The 18417-nt window shown below is 50.6% G+C and carries 19 protein-coding genes; 18 read left to right on the top strand and 1 reads right to left on the bottom strand.

Annotated features, from left to right (window positions below; translation table 11 throughout):
- Nucleotides 1–232: 232 nt before the first annotated feature.
- From KKH67_08165 to KKH67_08080, 18 genes are all read left to right on the top strand, one after another.
- Entirely contained in the window at nt 233–3919 is a 3687-nt protein-coding gene (locus tag KKH67_08165; protein ID MBU1319157.1) for a M6 family metalloprotease domain-containing protein, read from the top strand.
- A gap of 14 nt (nt 3920–3933) precedes the next feature.
- Nucleotides 3934–4602 carry a tetratricopeptide repeat protein gene (locus KKH67_08160; protein MBU1319156.1) on the top strand — a complete coding sequence of 223 codons (669 nt, stop codon included), beginning with the start codon at nt 3934–3936 and terminating at the stop codon, nt 4600–4602.
- A 177-nt stretch (nt 4603–4779) separates the two neighbouring features.
- Complete coding sequence (locus KKH67_08155; GenBank protein ID MBU1319155.1) at nt 4780–5250, top strand: transcriptional repressor; 471 nt, start codon at nt 4780–4782, stop codon at nt 5248–5250.
- Entirely contained in the window at nt 5247–5477 is a 231-nt protein-coding gene (locus tag KKH67_08150; protein MBU1319154.1) for a FeoA domain-containing protein, read from the top strand. Before KKH67_08155 ends, KKH67_08150 begins: the two co-directional genes overlap by 4 nt.
- The gene (feoB, locus tag KKH67_08145) at nt 5464–7623 is read left to right on the top strand and encodes a ferrous iron transport protein B (GenBank protein ID MBU1319153.1); all 2160 of its coding nucleotides are present in this window, start codon (nt 5464–5466) and stop codon (nt 7621–7623) included. The genes KKH67_08150 and feoB overlap by 14 nt, the downstream gene beginning before the upstream one ends.
- A 73-nt stretch (nt 7624–7696) precedes the next feature.
- Nucleotides 7697–8689 (top strand): hypothetical protein, encoded by a 993-nt coding sequence (locus KKH67_08140; GenBank protein MBU1319152.1) that lies wholly within the window; start codon nt 7697–7699, stop codon nt 8687–8689.
- A gap of 56 nt (nt 8690–8745) precedes the next feature.
- Nucleotides 8746–8931, top strand: coding sequence for a hypothetical protein (locus KKH67_08135; GenBank protein ID MBU1319151.1), 186 nt, complete (start codon nt 8746–8748; stop codon nt 8929–8931).
- A 161-nt stretch (nt 8932–9092) separates the two neighbouring features.
- Nucleotides 9093–9905 (top strand): energy-coupling factor transporter transmembrane protein EcfT, encoded by an 813-nt coding sequence (locus tag KKH67_08130; GenBank protein ID MBU1319150.1) that lies wholly within the window; start codon nt 9093–9095, stop codon nt 9903–9905.
- Nucleotides 9905–10630: a tRNA pseudouridine(38-40) synthase TruA gene (gene truA, locus KKH67_08125; GenBank protein MBU1319149.1), complete on the top strand. Its 726-nt coding sequence runs from the start codon at nt 9905–9907 to the stop codon at nt 10628–10630. The genes KKH67_08130 and truA overlap by 1 nt, the downstream gene beginning before the upstream one ends.
- 19 nt (nt 10631–10649) lie before the next feature.
- Nucleotides 10650–11300, top strand: a complete 651-nt coding sequence (fsa, locus tag KKH67_08120) for a fructose-6-phosphate aldolase (GenBank protein ID MBU1319148.1) — start codon at nt 10650–10652, stop codon at nt 11298–11300.
- Nucleotides 11297–12589, top strand: a complete 1293-nt coding sequence (locus tag KKH67_08115) for an adenylosuccinate lyase (GenBank protein ID MBU1319147.1) — start codon at nt 11297–11299, stop codon at nt 12587–12589. The genes fsa and KKH67_08115 overlap by 4 nt, the downstream gene beginning before the upstream one ends.
- Nucleotides 12586–13233, top strand: a complete 648-nt coding sequence (locus KKH67_08110) for a phosphatidylserine decarboxylase (protein MBU1319146.1) — start codon at nt 12586–12588, stop codon at nt 13231–13233. Before KKH67_08115 ends, KKH67_08110 begins: the two co-directional genes overlap by 4 nt.
- Nucleotides 13230–14000 (top strand): CDP-diacylglycerol--serine O-phosphatidyltransferase, encoded by a 771-nt coding sequence (pssA, locus tag KKH67_08105; protein ID MBU1319145.1) that lies wholly within the window; start codon nt 13230–13232, stop codon nt 13998–14000. Before KKH67_08110 ends, pssA begins: the two co-directional genes overlap by 4 nt.
- Nucleotides 13975–14217, top strand: a complete 243-nt coding sequence (gene purS, locus KKH67_08100) for a phosphoribosylformylglycinamidine synthase subunit PurS (protein MBU1319144.1) — start codon at nt 13975–13977, stop codon at nt 14215–14217. Before pssA ends, purS begins: the two co-directional genes overlap by 26 nt.
- A complete protein-coding gene (gene purQ / locus KKH67_08095; protein MBU1319143.1) occupies nt 14217–14921 on the top strand; it encodes a phosphoribosylformylglycinamidine synthase subunit PurQ in 705 nt (234 codons plus the stop codon). Before purS ends, purQ begins: the two co-directional genes overlap by 1 nt.
- Nucleotides 14918–15184 (top strand): hypothetical protein, encoded by a 267-nt coding sequence (locus tag KKH67_08090; protein MBU1319142.1) that lies wholly within the window; start codon nt 14918–14920, stop codon nt 15182–15184. Before purQ ends, KKH67_08090 begins: the two co-directional genes overlap by 4 nt.
- 21 nt (nt 15185–15205) lie before the next feature.
- Nucleotides 15206–15430, top strand: a complete 225-nt coding sequence (locus KKH67_08085; GenBank protein MBU1319141.1) for a twin-arginine translocase TatA/TatE family subunit — start codon at nt 15206–15208, stop codon at nt 15428–15430.
- Entirely contained in the window at nt 15427–15870 is a 444-nt protein-coding gene (locus KKH67_08080; protein ID MBU1319140.1) for a hypothetical protein, read from the top strand. The genes KKH67_08085 and KKH67_08080 overlap by 4 nt, the downstream gene beginning before the upstream one ends.
- Before the next feature lie 99 nt (nt 15871–15969).
- On the opposite strand, the gene KKH67_08075 is transcribed toward KKH67_08080, so the two are convergent.
- The gene (locus KKH67_08075; GenBank protein MBU1319139.1) at nt 15970–18414 is read right to left on the bottom strand and encodes a CHASE2 domain-containing protein; all 2445 of its coding nucleotides are present in this window, start codon (nt 18412–18414) and stop codon (nt 15970–15972) included.
- Between the last annotated feature and the right edge of the window lie 3 nt (nt 18415–18417).

Raw genomic sequence — 18417 nt, 5'->3', positions numbered from 1 at the left:
GTTCTGTGGAACGGTTCCGATGATTCCGGCAGCCCCGTTGCCAGCGGAATCTACTTCTACAGACTCGATACCGCGGATGGTCAATCAACGCGGAAAATGATGCTTCTAAAGTAAACTTCTCCCTTGAAAATAGCGTTATAGCAGGTATATTGGGATCACGTGCGTGTTCCATGTTGTATTACATATACATGGAATACACAAGCTTAACATGCCTGCATAAGGGATAGAAGATATGCTGAGATTGAGAAAATTCGCATTGATTGCAAGATTACTTTTTGTATTTGCCATTGCCGTATTGTTCGTTTCTGAGGCACAGGCTGTCAGTCTGCATCCGGATGTTTTGGAGAAGCTGAAGAAGGATGGAACTCTTCAGGCTTACGTGGAAGACATGAAGAAGGCAAGATCAAGAGGAGTAGACGCTCCGTCCGAAACGAGCAAATGTCATTTTACGCTTTCCGCTGACGGTGCTCAGGATACTATTCGGCTTGCAGTCATCCTGGTCGACTTCTCCGATAACCAATGGCAGACGGGTCCTGACGGAACGAAGAGTTATTTCGAGGACTTGCTTTTCTCGCAGGGTGTCATTTCAACGGGAAGCATGCAGGAGTTTTATCTGAGCAACTCCTATGGTCAAGTTGTGATAGAAGGCGATGTTTACGGATGGTACAGAATGCCGCAGCTGTACTCGTTTTATGTCGATGGTCAGCGAGGCTTTGGATCGTATCCTCAGAACGCGCAGAAGCTTGTCGAGGATGCCGTTGTGGCCGCTGACGGCGATGCGGACTACCGTCTATACGATCTCAACGGTGATGGAGTGATGGACAGAGATGTAATCGTCGTGCATGCCGGCGAAGGGTTTGAAACCTCCGGCAGTGACAATCAGATTCACTCCCATCGTTGGTCGATGTCCAGCGCCAGGAAGTTGGATGAGGTCTGGATGAGTGGCTATACGATGCAGCCCGAAGAGAGTGGTTCGAACCTGATACAGATCGGGGTCTTCTGTCACGAGTTTGGGCACAGTTTCGGCCTCCCCGATCTATATGACACAGACTATTCGTCGGAGGGTTTGGGAAAGTGGAGCGTGATGGCTGGCGGCAGCTACAATGGTGGTGCTAAGAGCCCATCTAGCTTCGACGCATGGTGCAAAAAGGAACTTGGGTTCGTCCAGCCTATAGTATTGACGGAAAATGAAGTTGGTCATGTTTTTCCACAAGTTGTAGACAGCCCACATGTGGTTCTACTCAGAGATACTTATGCAGAGTATTTTCTGATTGAGAACAGACAGAGGGTAGGTTTTGATGTCGGTCTCCCCGGAGGAGGGTTGTTGATCTTCCATGTTGATGAATCAAGCTCCGGTAATACATCAGAGGGGCATTACTTGGTCGCCTTGGAACAAGCAGATGGTTTGTTCCAGTTGGAGAATAACTTGAATGACGGCGACGCTGCAGATCCGTATCCCGGATCTACCGATAACCGTGAGTTTTCGCCGAGAAGTACCCCGAATAGCAACATAAATAGTGGATATGAGAATCAGCTGGCGGTCTGGGATATCTCTGATTCAGACAGCGTAATGACCGCAAACCTCGATATTACTTATTCAAGGCCGCTCTATGCTTTACAGAGTCAGTCGTATGATGACGGCGCAGGCAATGGTAACGGAGTTCTTGATCTTGGCGAGACGATAGATTTCTACTTCGAAGTTGAGAATGAATGGGCCACTGCACAGGGTGCAATTGCGACTCTGTCAGCAAGTGACGAAAGACTCAACATGGTCGTCCCCACAGTCAATCTAGGGACAATTCCCGGCGAGGGAGGGATTGCTGGAAATGATGAGATGCCACTCACATTTGCAATACCGGCAGACATGGACACGGTGCAGGTCACGTTCTTGCTCACTTTAAGCCATACCGGTGTGGGTGATCCTACGACGTTTTCTTTCAAAGCCAACATCGGTGGGGCGAGGGTGCTCATTGTCGACGATGACAACAGCAATCCCGCCAACTACGAGCACTTCCTGACTGACGCTCTCGATTCGATTGGATATACTTATATTGTCTGGGGTAAAGATACGCTCGGGTCTCCGGGATTGGCGCAGATGCTGTATCCTATCGTGATGTGGCTCACCGGTGATACGAGAGAGACAACGCTGAACGCATCAGATCGTGACTTCATAAGAGATTATATTGAGTTCGGGGGAGGGTTGTTTATCACCGGTCAGGACATCGCAGAACATTTGTCATCGAGCGATCCGGAGTTGCTGACAGATTACTTCCATTGCACCTATGGAGGAAATCTCGCGGGTCAGTACCTTATCAGAGGCGAACCCGGATCTGAAATCGGTGGTGGCGATTCTCTGATTGTCACCGGCATCGATGGTGCTTCGAACCTGTACGATGCGGATTGGCTGATACCTGAAGATGAGGCTGATGTCTGCTTCAGATACAGCGGAGGACAAGTTGGAGGCCAGGAGATCACCGATGGCTACAGTCGAGCCGTGTTTTTCGGATTCGGATTTGAAGCTATATCCAGCCTTTATATTACCCCCCCCAACAACTTTGGAACTCGCGAGCAAGTTCTCGAACGAATAGTCAATTTTCTCGATGCCAGAGAAGCAACGCCTAATCGTCCTCCCACAGGATTTTCGCTCGCGTTCCCGGCTGATGGAGATACGGTCGAGACCGACACTGTGACTTTGGGTTGGAATCCATCTGTCGATATTGATGTAGGGGATTGGGTGACGTACACTCTCTATTTCTCAGACAGTGATACATCAAGTTGGGATGCTGTGTCGGGCATCGCTGATACGGAATACACGGTCAGCAACCTAATCATAGATGAAACATACTACTGGAGAGTTGTCGCCTCTGACAATCAGAGCGCATCCAAGGAGAGCGATGATGTGTTTTCGCTCAGATCGACAGGCGACATTACGCCGCCAACATTCACGGTCAGTTGGGTGCCAAACTCAGTCTTTCCTTTCGAGCTCGACATATATTTGTTTGCATCGGAGCCGCTCGGCTCGATGCCGGACATCACGCTCACGACTCCGGCTGGACCCTTGTCAGAGGATGCTGTCAAACTGGACGACAGAGAGGCAGAGACTTACGTAATGGATTATCGTGTCGAGCAGTCAGGGTCGTACTCCATTACGGTCTGTGGGCGGGATGGCAGGGAGAACCTCGGTTGCACTAGTGCCGGATTTTCCGCTGCTCCATTGCTGGCGGGGAAGAGGACAATTCTCGATAGCTACGATGGCGTGTTCCGACTGTCGATACCTTCAGATGCAGCCGCTGATGATGGTCTGTTATTGCTCTTCGCTGAGTCCGTATCTGCGGGCGATTTCTCGGAGTTTGAACCTGAATCGGACTTCGAGCCTCTGTATCGCCTCAGAACGAAGACGTCGATCGGCGCACTCGAATCCGACGCTACACTGACTGTTGATCTCAACCGATTCAACCTGCAAGCCGACGAAATCGCTTCTGTAACGATACTTCGCGTCGACTATGCCGGATGGAATCGTCTGCAGACTCAATATGATTCCCGGAGTAACACTATCACGGCGGAGATTTCCGAGATCGGAACTTACGTACTCGGAAAGTCGCAGTTTGCGCATGGCTCGGATGATAATCCTTCTCTTCCGGGCGCCTATCTGCTACATCAGAACTGGCCGAATCCGTTCAACATGGAGACCTCGATAGCGTTCGATCTGCGGACGCCAGCCCAGACAAAGCTTGTGATATATAATCTCCTTGGTCAGAGAGTCGTGACTTTGATCGATCAGAGTCTCGACGCCGGGAGCCATACGATTTCGTGGAATGGCAGATCAGACAGCGGCAATGAAGTGAGTTCTGGAGTCTATTTCTACAGGCTTGAGTCCGGGACATTCGAAGAGACCAAGAGGATGCTTCTTATTAAGTAGTAAGGGAGAATGAAATGATATCGAATCGGGACATATTGAAAATCGCAGCACTCTGCATTGTAGCGGCCGCATTAGCTTCTGTCGGATGTTCGTCCGGTGGCGGCACCGAGCCACCGCCGCCGTATGATGTTGACGGGAATCTCGCGAGCGCATGGACCAAGTTTACTGCAAAAGACTACGCGGGAGCCGAGACCGTATTTACCGATGTGATCAACCACGCCGGTGACAACGCGCAGGCCTACATGGGCAGGGGGTGGTGCCGCGCGCTCGAAACCGAGTTTGCGACGGCTGTCACTGACTTCAACGATGCGATTGATAAGGGTCTCACTACTGCAGATGCATATATGGGGCTTGCAGCGATATACAGGGATTATCCTGCCGGCAACCCAGACTATACGGCGGCGATTGACTACGCTTCGGAAGTGCTCGATATCGATACGAATTATGTGTTCAGCAGGAATGTTCGCTTCAATTACAAAGATGCACGTCTGATTAAGGCTCAGTGCTATTTTCGTCTGGGACCGGACTATTTCCTGCTTGCGCACATAGAGGTAAACCACCTTTGTGATTACTACAGCCATGAGACAGATCCGCTGCCGAGTCCAGACACATTTGCGCCCGGTGATTATGAAGTAGCGCTGGGCGAGAAGATTGAGAGACTGTCGGATTTAATCGGTAGATGATGGAACTTCTTGCTTACCTGCAGGTTGCGACATCATACGTGCGGAATCCGCCCAGCGACAATCTGCTACGGCTTCGATAACTTGTGATTTTTCTCACAAAAAACTGCTTGACTTACCCCCCCCGAATTGCGTATTTTCTTATTGAAAATGAATTTCAATATCGGTAGCGGAGGAGTTGTGCCGACTGCTGAAAGAGAGATATTCAACAAGTTCATTCGGTCGGAAGGTCTCAGAGAGACTTCACAGAGAACGGAGATTCTGAATACTTTTCTGAACACAGAGGACCATGTTTCTGTTGATGATCTCTACAGCGCTCTCAAGAGGCGTAAACGGAGAATCGGTTATGCTACAGTCTACCGGACGATGAAGCTGATTGCCGAGTGCGGGCTGGCAAGAGTAGTGATATTTGACGATGGGGTAGCGCGTTTTGAGAATCGATACAATCGCGAGCATCATCACCATCTTGTATGCACTCGCTGCAAGAAGATCATTGAATTTTCGAGCAGAAGGATGGAAGAGGGCGAGAGCAGTGTATTGAAGAGGCATGACTTTACAATGGAATCACATCGCTATGAGATATTCGGAATATGCGGCGATTGCCGCAAGCAGTCGGATGACAAACAGCATCAAAGAGGAGTTCCGAGATGACTCTCAGCAATACGAGGGTTGGCAAGAGATATGCGCTTGTGGGCATGGATGGTGGTCAGGCGCTCAGAGAGAGAATTTGCTCGATGGGACTCAATTCGGGTTGTACGTTCAAGATTATCGCTAATTCGGGGCATGGTCCGATAGGTCTTGAGGTGAGGCAGACCAGGCTGGGGATTGGTCGGGGAATGGCCGACAAGATCAGGGTCGAGGAAGTTGAGGACCGTTAGCAAGGAATTCATCGTTGCCCTGGTTGGGAATCCCAATTCCGGGAAGACCACGCTCTTCAACAATCTCACCGGCGCAAATCAGCACGTCGGGAATTATCCGGGAGTAACTGTCGAGAAGAAAGAAGGGGGGCTCCGAGTTGGTGAATCTCGGATCAAGCTAGTCGACCTCCCAGGCACATATTCCCTGTCAGCTCATTCTGTAGAAGAGATTATCACACGCAATTTTATCATTCAGGAAAGGCCTGATGTTGTGGTCGATGTAGTCGATGCCTCAAACATTGAACGGAATCTCTATCTGACCACGCAACTTCTCGAGCTCGACATTCCACTGATTATCGCTCTCAACATGGCTGATATGGCCGTAAGTCGTGGTGTGACGATTGACCATGATTCTCTCTCACAGCTCCTCGGTGTGCCTGTCGTCCCGACCGTTGGCACCAAGAGGCAGGGCATGGACAGTCTTCTCGAATCAATCATTGAGACAGCTGAAAATGGCAATAGACTTAGGCCTGCCCATGTGAGATTCGGCAGAGAGTTTGAGGCCGAGCTCGCAGACCTGACGGAGCTGATCGAGAGGGATTCGATCGCTACGGACGGCTACAAGCCTCGATGGATTGCGATCAAGCTACTCGAAAACGATGCCGAAGTGGCGAAGATCATCAGTCGTCATGGGCACTTGAAAGGTCTGGTCGAGGCGGTACGACAGAGCGGCGATAGGATTGAAGCTCTTTTCGGTGAGCCGGCATCGACCGTGATATCCGACAAGCGATATGGATTCATCAGTGGTGCCTGCAGCGAGGCTACCAAGCTGACGAGCGCTTACCGTCATGACATCTCAGACACTATCGACCATTTACTTATACACCCGATCTTCGGCCTTCCAATATTCGCCGTGCTCATGTGGCTTATGTTTCAACTTACATTTACTCTTGGCGAAGCGCCTGCTGGATGGATTGAGACGGGCGTTGCAGCAATCTCTACAGTGCTCACCAATCTTCTTCCGGAGGGACTGCTGCGTTCGCTTCTCGTCGACGGTGTGGTGGCCGGTGTAGGCGGTGTGATAATCTTCCTGCCAAACATCATGTTTCTTTTTCTTGCGATTGCAATTCTCGAAGACACCGGATATATGGCGAGGGCTGCATTCGTAATGGATCGAATCATGCACAAAATTGGATTGCATGGCAAGTCGTTCATTCCGATGCTAATTGGATTCGGTTGCTCTGTTCCTGCGTATATGGGTAGCAGGATTCTCGAAGACCGCGCCGACCGTCTTGTCACTATGCACGTGACAACATTCATGAGCTGTGGTGCGAGGCTTCCAGTCTACATACTCGTCTGTGGTGCCTTCTGGCCCTCGAATGCCGGTACTGTCGTGTTCTCGATTTACGCTCTCGGGGTCATCGTCGCTGTCACAATGGTCAAGGTGCTGCGCGCAACTCGATTCAAAGGAATGTCCGCGCCATTCATAATGGAGCTCCCTCCGTATCGTGTGCCGACGCTCAGAAGTCTGGTGATCCACATGTGGGAGCGCTCATGGATGTACGTTCGCAAGGCGGGGACTATTATTCTCGGCTTTTCGATCATAATGTGGTTTCTGATGACTTTTCCGGAGAAGACGACATATGATCGTGATTTTAGCACTCTAATCAACGAGGCTGTCGCAGCAGAGAAGGGCGGGCGGATCACGGCTGAACAGCGCGATGACATGGTAGTACAGTACGAGAATGCAAGGGCAGCTGAGAACATGGAGTACAGCGCTGCCGGACGTATTGGAAAGGCTGTCGAACCGGTTCTGAGGCCACTTGGTTTTGACTGGCGACTAGGAGTTGCTATCATCGCGGGATTCGCCGCAAAGGAAGTCGTGGTGTCCACTATGGGAAATATCTATGGCGTCGGCGATGTCAGCGAGGAATCTCCATCTCTGCGTCATCTGCTGTCGGCGGATCCGGCGTATTCGAAACTCATAGCGTATGCGTTTCTTGTCTTCGTTCTGTTGTATATGCCCTGTGTGGCTGCGATGGCGGTCTTCCTGCGCGAGACCCGATCCTGGAAAGAACTTAGTTTTCAGATGTCCTACACTCTCCTCCTTGCGTGGGGAATGGCGTTTGCGGTTTATCAGGGCGGACGGTTGCTGGGGCTTGGGTGATGTCTGAGGAATACAGTGGCATTCAGAACTGGAGAAGTCTGATGTCGGATCATCTGTTTCAGAGGACGACGCGATGAAGAAATTCCTGATATGCATTGTGATGCTGTTATCTTGCATTCCTCGAGACAATGCGACAGCAGGTCATCTTGACATATCCGGTTTCTTTGATGTTGTCGCTGACTACAATCGAGATACTCGCGATGGAGTCGGTGTTGGGCTTGGGCAGCTCGAAGTGGCTTTAGAGAGAGGCCTGTCTGACGAGGTGTCTGTCGCCGTCGCGATCGCATATAATGACGAAGACGAGTCTTTTGATCTTGGCAGCGCCGAAATAGGTGTGGATTTGTATAGGAATCCGCACGCATTCATTTCTTCACTTGGCCTTGTAGCCGGGAGATTCGATGTCCCGTTCGGTATCGACTGCAGGTGTTATGGTTCCGTGGATCGCAAATTGGTAACAGTGCCCATCGTAGTGGAACGGACTCACAATTTCTGGAGTGAAGAAGGATTTGCTGTTCGCGCGAGGTTTGGTGCAGGCAGTCTTGTTGTGTTTGGTGTAGATGGCTTCGGTACGGATGCACATACGAGTGAAGAGGACGATAGCATCCCTGCTGCGGACAATGACACATCAGAAACCGTGACTATATCGGCCGTGGCATTTGGTGGCAGGCTGGGTATTGATGTCGGAACCTGGCTTGAACTCGGGACTTCCTTCGCCTCCGGTCGCAGCGATTCATACGATGATGACATGCAGAGACTTGGATTTGATCTGCAATTCTCGATGGGGGACTTTGATCTTGTAGGAGAGTACATCTACGATTCCCATACCAAACCTGATGCCGAAATCATCAATAAGGGGTACTATGTTCAGGCTTTGCAAAGCATACGACGGGTCTTCATCGTGGGGCGATATGGTGCAGTCAGGACAGCGTCATCCGGATCGACAGAGCAAGTTTCGGTTGGAGCCGGTTATTCCCTGGTGGAAGGGGTAGAAGTGAGGCTCGAACTCCTTCACGATTCGGAAAACGAGACGGTGGGAGGCAAGCTTCAAGTGGTCGCAGGCTTCTGAACTGATTGGGATCGACAATCTCGCATCGGAACAGAGATTGTGGCAGGAGGTATCAGGTGATAGAATACATAACCGTGATCGCGGTAGTTTCTGTGGCAGCGCTGTATGTTGGTCGCAAGCTATTGCGTCAGATGAAAGGCCGTGGCTGTGATGACTGCGATTGCGCGTCCAAGACTGAGAATTCCACTCAGCTTATTCAAATTTCATCGAGCAAGAAACCCGGAAATGGCGAAGATTCGTGAAACGTTCGTCAAAACCGCTAGCAATAAGCATCACTAGTGAGTAGGGAGCTTTTTCTTCGAAACCTGATCCCGCCTACATCCCAGATTCTCCTTGACCTGCCCAGCGGATATTGCTATCAAACATGCTCACGAAGCTCTTGCAGGGGAGGAGTCAGGCACAGATGTTTGATTTCAATAGTGTTCTTATAGGACAGTACAGGCCACTCGACACACCTATTCACAGGCTCGATCCCCGGATCAAGATCATCTGGACCGTTGTTGTGATGGCGCTGGTGGCATTTACGCTCCATCCGGTACTCTATGCCGCTCTGACAGTCTATTTTGCCCTCTTGACTCTTCTGGCAAGAATTTCGCCTACGCGACTGATGACCGTCATCAAGACATTTCTCTTACTGTTCGGAGTCACATTCGTTTTGCACATTCTATTCTCCGAACCAGTCGGCAGGATTTATGTCAGGATCGGAGGCATTGCCATCAGTTCGCATGGTCTGCAGAACGGACTTCTCTATTCGTACAGGATATTTCTGTTCCTGATGGCTGCATCGCTTGTGAACCTGACGACATCGCCTATCGACATGACAGACGGGCTTTTGAGGCTGATCAAACCACTCCGTAAACTGCATGTTCCTGTCGGCGAGATCTCAATGATGGTTTTCGTTGCGCTCAGATTCGTACCGATTCTGTCCGAAGAAGTTCGGGCAATCCGCGCAGCGCAGTTGTCACGTGCGTTGAGACCGGCTCGTGGTCCGATCGGTCGTATCCGATCGACGGTGCCGCTCATACTTCCGCTGTTTGCAGGAGCCGTGCGGCGTGCGGATCATCTCGCCATTGCAATCGAAAGTCGAGGGTATCGGAGGGGCGTGGGTAGGACTTCATTCACAGAATTCAGGCTGCAGACTGCTGACGGCGTTTTCGCTCTGATATTTGTAGTGCTTATTCTGTGTACGCTGATCGTCAAATATGGTATAGACTGATGAACTACAAATGCATCATCGAATATGATGGTACTGATTTCTGCGGCTGGCAGTTTCAACCGAATGAGAGAACAATTCAGGGTGAGTTTGAGAAAGCACTGAAGAAGATGGCCAAGGCTGACGTCAATGTCACCGCCGCAGGCAGAACTGACAGCGGTGTTCATGCTGCTGCTCAGGTTATCAATTTCAAGCTCGACAAAGACTGGAACGCGGATATTGTGTTCAAAGGCATCAATTCTCTGCTGCCACCTGATGTGCTGATCAAGCAGTGCAGAGTAGTCGATGACTCGTTTAACGCCAGATTCGATGCGAAGTCGAGGGAATATCGATATCGCATCTATAACGGTCACAGCGCACTCAAACGAGATCACTATTGGTGCACTAATCTCAGCATCGATTTTTCGATTCTCTCGGAGTTGGCTGACAGTCTGCGGGGCAGCCATGATTTCAGGTCCTTCTGTGTCCAGAAGTCGCAGAAAGAGTCCAATATCTGCATCCTGACAAAATCGTTCTGGACAAAGCGAGGGAAAGAGTATACTTTCCACGTTGTGGCTAATCGGTTTCTGCACGGAATGGTGCGATCGCTGGTCGGGACCATGGTAAGAGTTGCGAACGGACAGCTCACGAAGCGGGAATTTGCCGAGTTATCCAGGAGGCCGGAGAGGTCGCCTCGTATTCTGACGTCCCCGCCTCAGGGATTGTGTCTTGTGAAAGTCGAATACTGATAGATATATAGGAGGATTAATGAAGTTCTTCATAGACACCGCGAATGTCGACGAAATCCGCGAAGCCAATGACATGGGAGTGCTCGATGGTGTTACGACAAACCCGAGCCTGATCGCAAAGGAGGATGGTAAATTCGAGGACATCCTCAGGGAGATCTGTGACATTGTCGACGGGCCGATTTCCGCCGAAGTGGTATCTACCGACCATAAAGGCATGATCTCAGAGGGGACGAAGCTCGCTGCCATTCACGATAACATCGTTGTCAAGATTCCGTGTATAAAGGACGGTCTAAAGGCGTCCAAGGCTCTGTCATCCGAAGGCATTGGTGTCAATATGACGCTGGTCTTCTCTCCATCGCAGGCGATTCTGGCCGCGAAGGCTGGTGCAAGTTTTGTCTCTCCATTTGTGGGCAGACTTGACGATATATCGCACTTCGGTATGGAGATAGTCGAGCAAATCGTCAGAATTTACCGCAACTACAATTTCGCAACTGAAGTCCTCGTTGCATCAATTCGCAACCCGCTCCATCTTGTAGATGCTGCACTAATGGGAGCGGATATCGCCACAATTCCATTTGATGTCATTGAGAAATTGGTCAGACATCCGCTGACCGATATCGGCTTGCAGAAGTTTCTTGCTGACTGGGAGAAGGTGAAGGCGCGCTCATGATCGAAAGATACTCGCTTCCGGAGATGGCGGGGCTCTGGACCGACGAATACAAGTTCTCCACATGGCTTGAAGTCGAAATTGCTGCGTGCGAAGGTTGGGCTGCACTCGGTAAGATCCCGACCGCTGCGGTCAAACGCATTCGATCCAGGGCGAAGTTCGATACAAAGAGAATCTTGAAGATCGAAGATAAGGTCAAGCATGATGTCATCGCGTTTCTGACCAATGTCGGCGAGTCTGTCGGGGCAGATGCGCAGTACATACATTACGGCCTGACTTCCTCCGATGTTCTCGATACGGCCACGGCTGTCGTGCTTAAGCGCAGTGGAGAGCTTCTGGTTGTGCGAATCAAGCAGCTTCTCTCTGAGATCAGGAAAAAAGCGCGCAGGTACAAATACCAACCGAAAGTCGGCCGCACTCACGGCGTGCATGCCGAGCCGACATCGCTCGGATTGACGTTTGCAGTGTGGTATGCCGAGATGGCACGCGATCTCGATCGCTTGAAACGAGCAATCGACAACATAGCTGTGGGCAAGCTCTCCGGAGCGGTCGGCACGTTCGCCAACACAGACCCTAAGCTTGAGAAATATGTGTGCCGCAAGCTGAAACTGAAACCTGCGCCTGTATCGACACAGATAATCCAGCGAGATCGACATGCAGAGTTCATCTGGGCACTTGCAGTGACAGCGAGCTCTCTCGATAAATTCGCCACGGAGATCAGGCATCTGCAGAAAACCGAAGTGCTGGAGATCGAGGAAGGTTTCAGCAAGGGTCAGAAGGGGAGTTCTGCGATGCCGCACAAGAAGAACCCGATTACTTGTGAGAGGGTCTCCGGACTTGCGCGGCTGTTGCGGGGGAATATGGTCGTCGCACTGGAGAATATCCCGCTCTGGCATGAGCGAGACATTTCGCACTCTTCTGTCGAGCGGGTTATCTTCCCGGACTCGACAATTATCCTTGATTACATGCTTTACAAGTTCACGGAGATAGTCAAGAATCTCAATGTCTATCCGAAGAACCTTATGGCCAATCTGGAGAAGACGGGCGGTTTGATATATGCCGGTAAGCTTCTTCTTTCGGTTACGGAAAGACTCGGATCACGGGAAGAGGCTTATCAAGTCATCCAGGAGGCCGCTCATGCGGCGTGGGAGAGCGGCACGAGCTTCAAGGACGAACTTCTCGCTGAGCCGTCTATTCGCAAGAATTTCACTTCGAGAGAACTGGAGAAGATGTTTGATTATAAGCCGTATCTGAAGCATGTCGACACGATTTTTGCAAGGGTGTTCAAATGACGGTCGCACGCGAAGGTTTGCCGATCATATTCGCGGTGATGTTTGCGGCTGCTGTGATGCTTGGCGTCGGCTACGTGTTATCTTCTTACGTGCTGATTATTGTTGGCTGGGCCGGCGTGGTTCTGACTGCAGCTAACTTCTTTTTCTTCAGGGAGCCGCAGTTTGAGGCAGTCTGGTCGGATGGTCAGATTCTGTCACCAGCTGATGGCAAGGTCATTGTGGTGGACGATCAGGTTCCCGAGGGGCTCAGTGGATTGTCGCAGAGAGTGAGCATTTTCCTCTCCATATTCGACTGTCACGTCAACATGATTCCTACAGCCGGTAGGATTGACCGTGCGGTATATCGCTCCGGCAAGAAGATATCAGCTTTCAGACCGAGGGCATCAGAAGAAAATCAGCGCAGCGAGATCGATTTGATCACATCAAGAGGCAGAATTCACTTCCGACAGATTGTCGGCAGCGTCGCCAGGCGCGTGGTGTTCGACCTCAAGGCTGGACAGGAAGTTAGCGCAGGGCAAAGGTTCGGAGTTATGCGTTTCGGCTCGCGGATGGATGTTTTCTTGCCGCCGGATGTCAATGTCCTTGTGAAAGTGGGGAATAGGGTAAAGGGCGGCAGGTCACTTATCGGGGAATTTAGGGTATGAGAAACTACAGAAGTCTGTTCCCGAACTCGTTCACTATGGGGAACATGATGTGCGGATTTCTCTCTATCCTTTCCACTCTCGAAGGCAATGCCATCACTGCCGCCTGGCTGATTGTTCTCGGGGCGTTTCTCGACAGCCTGGATGGCAAAGTGGCAAGACTCACCAAAGTCACATCCAGATTCGGTGTTGAGCTCGATTCCCTCTCAGATTTCCTCACATTCGGCGTATCTACCGGTGTTTTGCTGTACGCTTTCAAATTTCATGATATGGGACGATGGGGCTGGATCGTGTCCGGAGTCTATGTCATGTGCGCGGGATTCAGGCTTGCGAGATATAATCTCCTTGCTACACTGGAGGAAAAAAAGTCTTTTCTCGGACTGCCGGTCCCTGTTGCATCGATGCTACTGGTATCGTATGTGATTTTCAGTTACGAAATGTGGGGAGGCATAGAGTACGGTGAGTTCCTGATTTCTCTCATGGCTGGTGCATCTCTCTTGATGGTGTCCACGGTCGAATATGAGACTTTTCCGGACAATCTCAGAAGCGTCGAATCACGAGTGAAGTTTTTGCTTTTATTCATATTCCTGATTGCTTTAATTATAAAGCCCAGGCTGGTGATGTTTCCGGCGGTCTTGGCGTATGTTCTCAGTTGCCTGGTCCGAGATGTGATGTTGATGCTGAAGAGAGAGGCGTTCAACACTGAGGAAAATAACCGCTGGCGAAAGAAAGAACCTAAGAGACATGACAAAGGCAACAGTAAGAGTTGAGCTGAAGGACGGCGTCCTCGATCCCCAGGGCGTGACGATCAAGAATGCGCTGAAAGACATGGGCTATACGGAGGTCGGTAGTGTGAGATCGGGCAAGGTATTCAATCTTGAGCTCGATATCGACGACAAGGACGTCGCTAAAGTAAAACTTGAAGAGATGTGCAGTAAGTTGTTGGCTAACCCTGTCATAGAGCAGTACTTTATCGAGGTGGATTGATGCGATTCGGGGTGATAACATTTCCCGGTTCAAACTGTGACTATGATGCGTATGCCGCTGTGAAGTTCTCGCTTGGTGAGGACGTGGAGTTTCTCTGGCACGCCGACTCAGAGCTCAAAGGTGCGGATGTTGTGATCCTGCCGGGCGGGTTTTCATATGGTGACTACCTGCGCACCGGGGCGATTGCAAGATTCTCGCCGATCATGAAGGAAGTTGTCCGGTTTGCGAAAGAGGGAGGAACCGTCTGGGGAATATGCAACGGATTCCAGATTCTGCTGGAAGCTGGTTTGCTCCCCGGTGCAATGCTCCGCAACAGGAATCTAAGGTTCATCTGCCGATATATATATGTAAGAGTGGAAACAACGGATTCCAGGCTGACCTGCTCCGCTGAGCAGGGAGATATACTGAGGATTCCGATCGCACATACTGATGGCAACTACTTTGTGGAACGGAAAGAACTTAGAGATATGGTTGAGCGCGACGAAATTATTCTCAGGTACTGCTCGCGCGAAGGCAAGATGACTCCGGAATCGAACCCGAATGGATCACTTGACGCGATCGCCGGAATCTGCAATCGCGAAAGAAATGTGTTTGGAATGATGCCGCATCCTGAGCGATGCACAGAGAGCATTCTTAATAGCATGGATGGTCTGAAGCTGTTTACGTCAATGAGAAACCACTTCGATAAAAGGGTGGTCGCATGAAACGGCGTGAGATAACTTTTCTGATATTTTCGATTCTTGCGGCAGCGATCTTCGGTGGCTTGATCGGGGATATCATAAGTGGATATCTTCCTGACGGTACAGCGAAGCTGCTCTTTGGCAAGACCGTTCCGGTTGGATTTGACGCAACAAAGGTTGATGTGTTTGCGTTAAGTTTTACCGTGGGATTCATGTTCCGCGTGAATTTCATGAGTGTGCTGTTTGTCATTTTCGTGCTGATATATTTTCGCTGGTGGTATATTTAATCTTTGATTAGAGGAGTCACTATGTTTGGTGGTGGCATCGGCTTCCAGGAATTACTGCTCATCTTTCTCGTCGTTCTGATTCTCTTCGGAGCTCGCCGCATCCCTGACATCGCGCAGGGGCTCGGAAAGGGAATTCGTGAATTCAAGAAGGCGGTCAAAGATACGCAGGATGAAATCAGCAAGATCGACAAGCCTGAATCGTCAAAGCCGGACAAGATTGAAGATAAGGGCGGAGACAAGACATGAAGTTCGAAAAACATGAAATCGATGAGATCGCCCGCGTGATAGATGCAGACTCGGCCGATTGGCAGACAGACCACTATCGTTTCAAGGTCGTGGCTGAGCAGGTCAACCGGATGCTTGTTCTCGAAGTCTACCCCGACATTACTCTCGGCAAGAATAAGGGCTCGCTGATAGTTGTTTACAGCGGAGGCGCGCATCTGCAGCTTCACAATTGCTCCGGGTTTGTTGTCTCAGAAGAGCTGGGTGAGGTTACCTTTGTCTCGGAGAGCCGAGGCTTCATTTCGGGTCTTGTTGTCGAGAATGAGGCTGCTTGTTCGCTATACTCCAATATTGCCCGAGATCTGATATCTTCGGATTTCACGAAGCTCGGTGTGGAGGTTATGCTTTCCGGGGTCGCGCTCTCGCTTGCCGAAGAGATCATCGATACTGACGATGAAGATTAGTCCGCGGTCGCATCCGATTCAGATTCACAAACTGCGATTCACGGCTGAGTATCGCCCCAATAGCCAATCACTGTTATAATCAAGAAATGGTCCGTTTACTCAGAGTCTAGAGCGGGATGCTGAGAAACCCATAGCGAAGTCTTCGAGCGTTCTCATCATTTCCTCGGCAGACTGGTATCTGTCATACGGATTCTTTTCCAGCGCCTTCTTCACAATGATGTCGAGCATCGCCGGTATCTTGTCGCTGTAGGTCGAAGGGAGCGGGGGATTGTCATTTATGATTTTCAATATTAGATTGCTGATGTTGTCGCCGACAAAAGGCTTCCTGCCCGCGAGCATCTCATAGAATACGACTCCGAGCGAGAAAATATCTGACGAGAGCGTGACTTCCTCACCTTTCAACTGCTCAGGAGAGATGTAGTTCGGAGTCCCCATAGCGATTCCCGTCTGCGTCAGACTGGACGACTCGAAGCGCGCAATTCCAAAATCCATTACTTTCACATGGAAGTTTTCCATCACCATTATGTTCGCAGGCTTGATGTCGCGATGTACAATCCCGTGTCGGTGAGCATAGGAGAGCGCCGAGCAAATCTGGAACACAATTTTCGCGGCCAGTCTGAAGTTGAATTCCAACTGTCGATCTATGATTTGCTCGAGTGTGTGTCCTTCGAGATATTCCATCGCGATATACTGAGTGTCGCCATCCTGTCCCACGTCATAGATTGTCACGATATTCGGATGAGAGAGACTTCCGGCAGCCTTCGCCTCACGAGTCAGGCGTTCTCTGAGTTCATCGATTTCTGATTCGTCTGCGATCCTGTCCAGCAGAATAGTCTTGAGGGCAACCGGTCTGTCGATAGCCGGGTCCATCCCTTTGTAGACCGTCCCCATCGCACCTTTACCAAGTTTGCCTGTAACTGTGTATCTGCCAAAGGAACTCGGAATCTTATCTGAAGCAGATTTTGGGTCTTTCGGCCGGCTCGAATCTCCATTCGCTCTACTGTCGGATTTGTCGGTTTCTCCGGTCGCCTTCGCGAGTTCATCGAGCATCCTGGTCTCTATCTGAGCCTGCTCGAAATCCGCTGGCAGCGAAGTTTCCTGATAGTCCTGGGTGTCAACCGGCTGAGATATCGGAGGCGGTGCAGGTTTCTGAGCATGCCTCTCTTTCCGCGGTATCTCCGGCACTCCTTTCGCAGGCGAGGATATTGCAGGTTTGGGTACCGTCTTGGTTCTGGACGTGGACTCGGCCGTCTGGTCAACCTTCCTGCGTTCCGTCATCATAGGTGCGACCAACGCAAACAGGAACAATTCCAGCGCGGGGTGCACTATGCGCACGATCGTGTCATACGAAACAAACATGATTATACTGAATGAAATCAGACCGATCGCGAGGAGCGAAAGCAATATATATCTGTGAGTAAGTTGCATCCGTGGCATGAGTACCGAACAGAGCACACCCATCACAAGAATTCCGATCAACCTCGCCGTCGATGGAAGGCTTAGAGGAGTAATGAATCTGCCGCTCAGAATATTGTCGATTACGGTCGCCGACTTCTCCACCGGTGTGAAGCGATCACTAAACGATGTGTAGAGCACATCGGAGAGGCCGGACGCGGTGACGGCGATTACGACGATCTTATCCTGCAATTTTGAGATATCAACTTCACCGTCCCAGAAGTCTTTGACGGAAAATGACGAGATGCTTGACGCCGGGCCGTAGTAGTTTATCATGTAATATCCCCGTCGATCAACCGGAACCGACTGCATTCCAATCTGGACTTCCATCTTATCCTGGTCGAATTCGATTTCGTCGAGTTGTATGTTTTGCGCAGAAGCGGCCGCAGCAAGTTCGATCGATGGGTAAAACAACTTCTCGTACATGAGGATCAGTGGCTGCACTCTCACTCTGTTGTTGTCTTCGAAACGCGTGAAGTCCGCACCCATCATCTTCCCCGATTGCGCGAAAAGATCGCTCGGGAATTCCAATCTGGAAGCGCGAGGAGTTTCTTCCGCCTGGAATGGGATCACTGATGTCAATGCGGAACTTCTGAGCCAGTCGGCAGCTGTGCTGGTTCGCGGAGTCCGATCAGACAGAATCGGATAAAAGGGGAGAATGACATTGCCAGATTGAAGGATATTTTCGGCCAGAAGTTGCGAATTCCCTGATACAAAGTCATTCATCCTGTCCGCGATCGGGAAGTGCAGTACAACGCTCGATGGGCTGTAGTAATGCAGTGCTTCAATCAACTGGGCCAGAGTCTGGTGGTTCCACGGCCATGCGCCGAGATGGTCAATTGATTTGTCATCGATTTCAAGCATTACGACTTGACCGGATGGCTCGATGGTTCCCCTGATGTTGAACATGAAATCGATGAATCTGCTCTCATAAGATTCGAAGAGGCTCGCGTGATTCAGATGCAAGAGAGCGATGAGCAGCGTCAGTAGAAGGCACAGCACCATGCCCGGATGCTTGCTCACGAATGATCCACTGCCAGCAGAACGTTCTTTGCCGCTACCGGTCCTTCCAATCAGAGGAATCCTCATTAC

The organism is Candidatus Zixiibacteriota bacterium, from assembly GCA_018820315.1.
In the GTDB taxonomy this organism is placed as follows: Bacteria; Zixibacteria; MSB-5A5; order JAABVY01; family JAHJOQ01; genus JAHJOQ01.
The sequence above is the reverse complement of the archived record's forward strand: the minus strand, read 5'-3'. Positions and strand labels throughout refer to the sequence as shown.

Coding starts and splice junctions, on each gene's coding strand:
- KKH67_08080 (MBU1319140.1), top strand. CDS start 15,427: ATGAAGTTCGAAAAACATGAAATCGATGAGATCGCCCGCGTGATAGAT.
- KKH67_08160 (MBU1319156.1), top strand. CDS start 3,934: ATGATATCGAATCGGGACATATTGAAAATCGCAGCACTCTGCATTGTA.
- KKH67_08150 (MBU1319154.1), top strand. CDS start 5,247: ATGACTCTCAGCAATACGAGGGTTGGCAAGAGATATGCGCTTGTGGGC.
- KKH67_08140 (MBU1319152.1), top strand. CDS start 7,697: ATGAAGAAATTCCTGATATGCATTGTGATGCTGTTATCTTGCATTCCT.
- pssA (MBU1319145.1), top strand. CDS start 13,230: ATGAGAAACTACAGAAGTCTGTTCCCGAACTCGTTCACTATGGGGAAC.
- KKH67_08130 (MBU1319150.1), top strand. CDS start 9,093: ATGTTTGATTTCAATAGTGTTCTTATAGGACAGTACAGGCCACTCGAC.
- KKH67_08085 (MBU1319141.1), top strand. CDS start 15,206: ATGTTTGGTGGTGGCATCGGCTTCCAGGAATTACTGCTCATCTTTCTC.
- purQ (MBU1319143.1), top strand. CDS start 14,217: ATGCGATTCGGGGTGATAACATTTCCCGGTTCAAACTGTGACTATGAT.
- truA (MBU1319149.1), top strand. CDS start 9,905: ATGAACTACAAATGCATCATCGAATATGATGGTACTGATTTCTGCGGC.
- KKH67_08075 (MBU1319139.1), bottom strand. CDS start 18,414: ATGAGGATTCCTCTGATTGGAAGGACCGGTAGCGGCAAAGAACGTTCT.
- KKH67_08115 (MBU1319147.1), top strand. CDS start 11,297: ATGATCGAAAGATACTCGCTTCCGGAGATGGCGGGGCTCTGGACCGAC.
- KKH67_08090 (MBU1319142.1), top strand. CDS start 14,918: ATGAAACGGCGTGAGATAACTTTTCTGATATTTTCGATTCTTGCGGCA.
- KKH67_08110 (MBU1319146.1), top strand. CDS start 12,586: ATGACGGTCGCACGCGAAGGTTTGCCGATCATATTCGCGGTGATGTTT.
- purS (MBU1319144.1), top strand. CDS start 13,975: ATGACAAAGGCAACAGTAAGAGTTGAGCTGAAGGACGGCGTCCTCGAT.
- KKH67_08165 (MBU1319157.1), top strand. CDS start 233: ATGCTGAGATTGAGAAAATTCGCATTGATTGCAAGATTACTTTTTGTA.
- fsa (MBU1319148.1), top strand. CDS start 10,650: ATGAAGTTCTTCATAGACACCGCGAATGTCGACGAAATCCGCGAAGCC.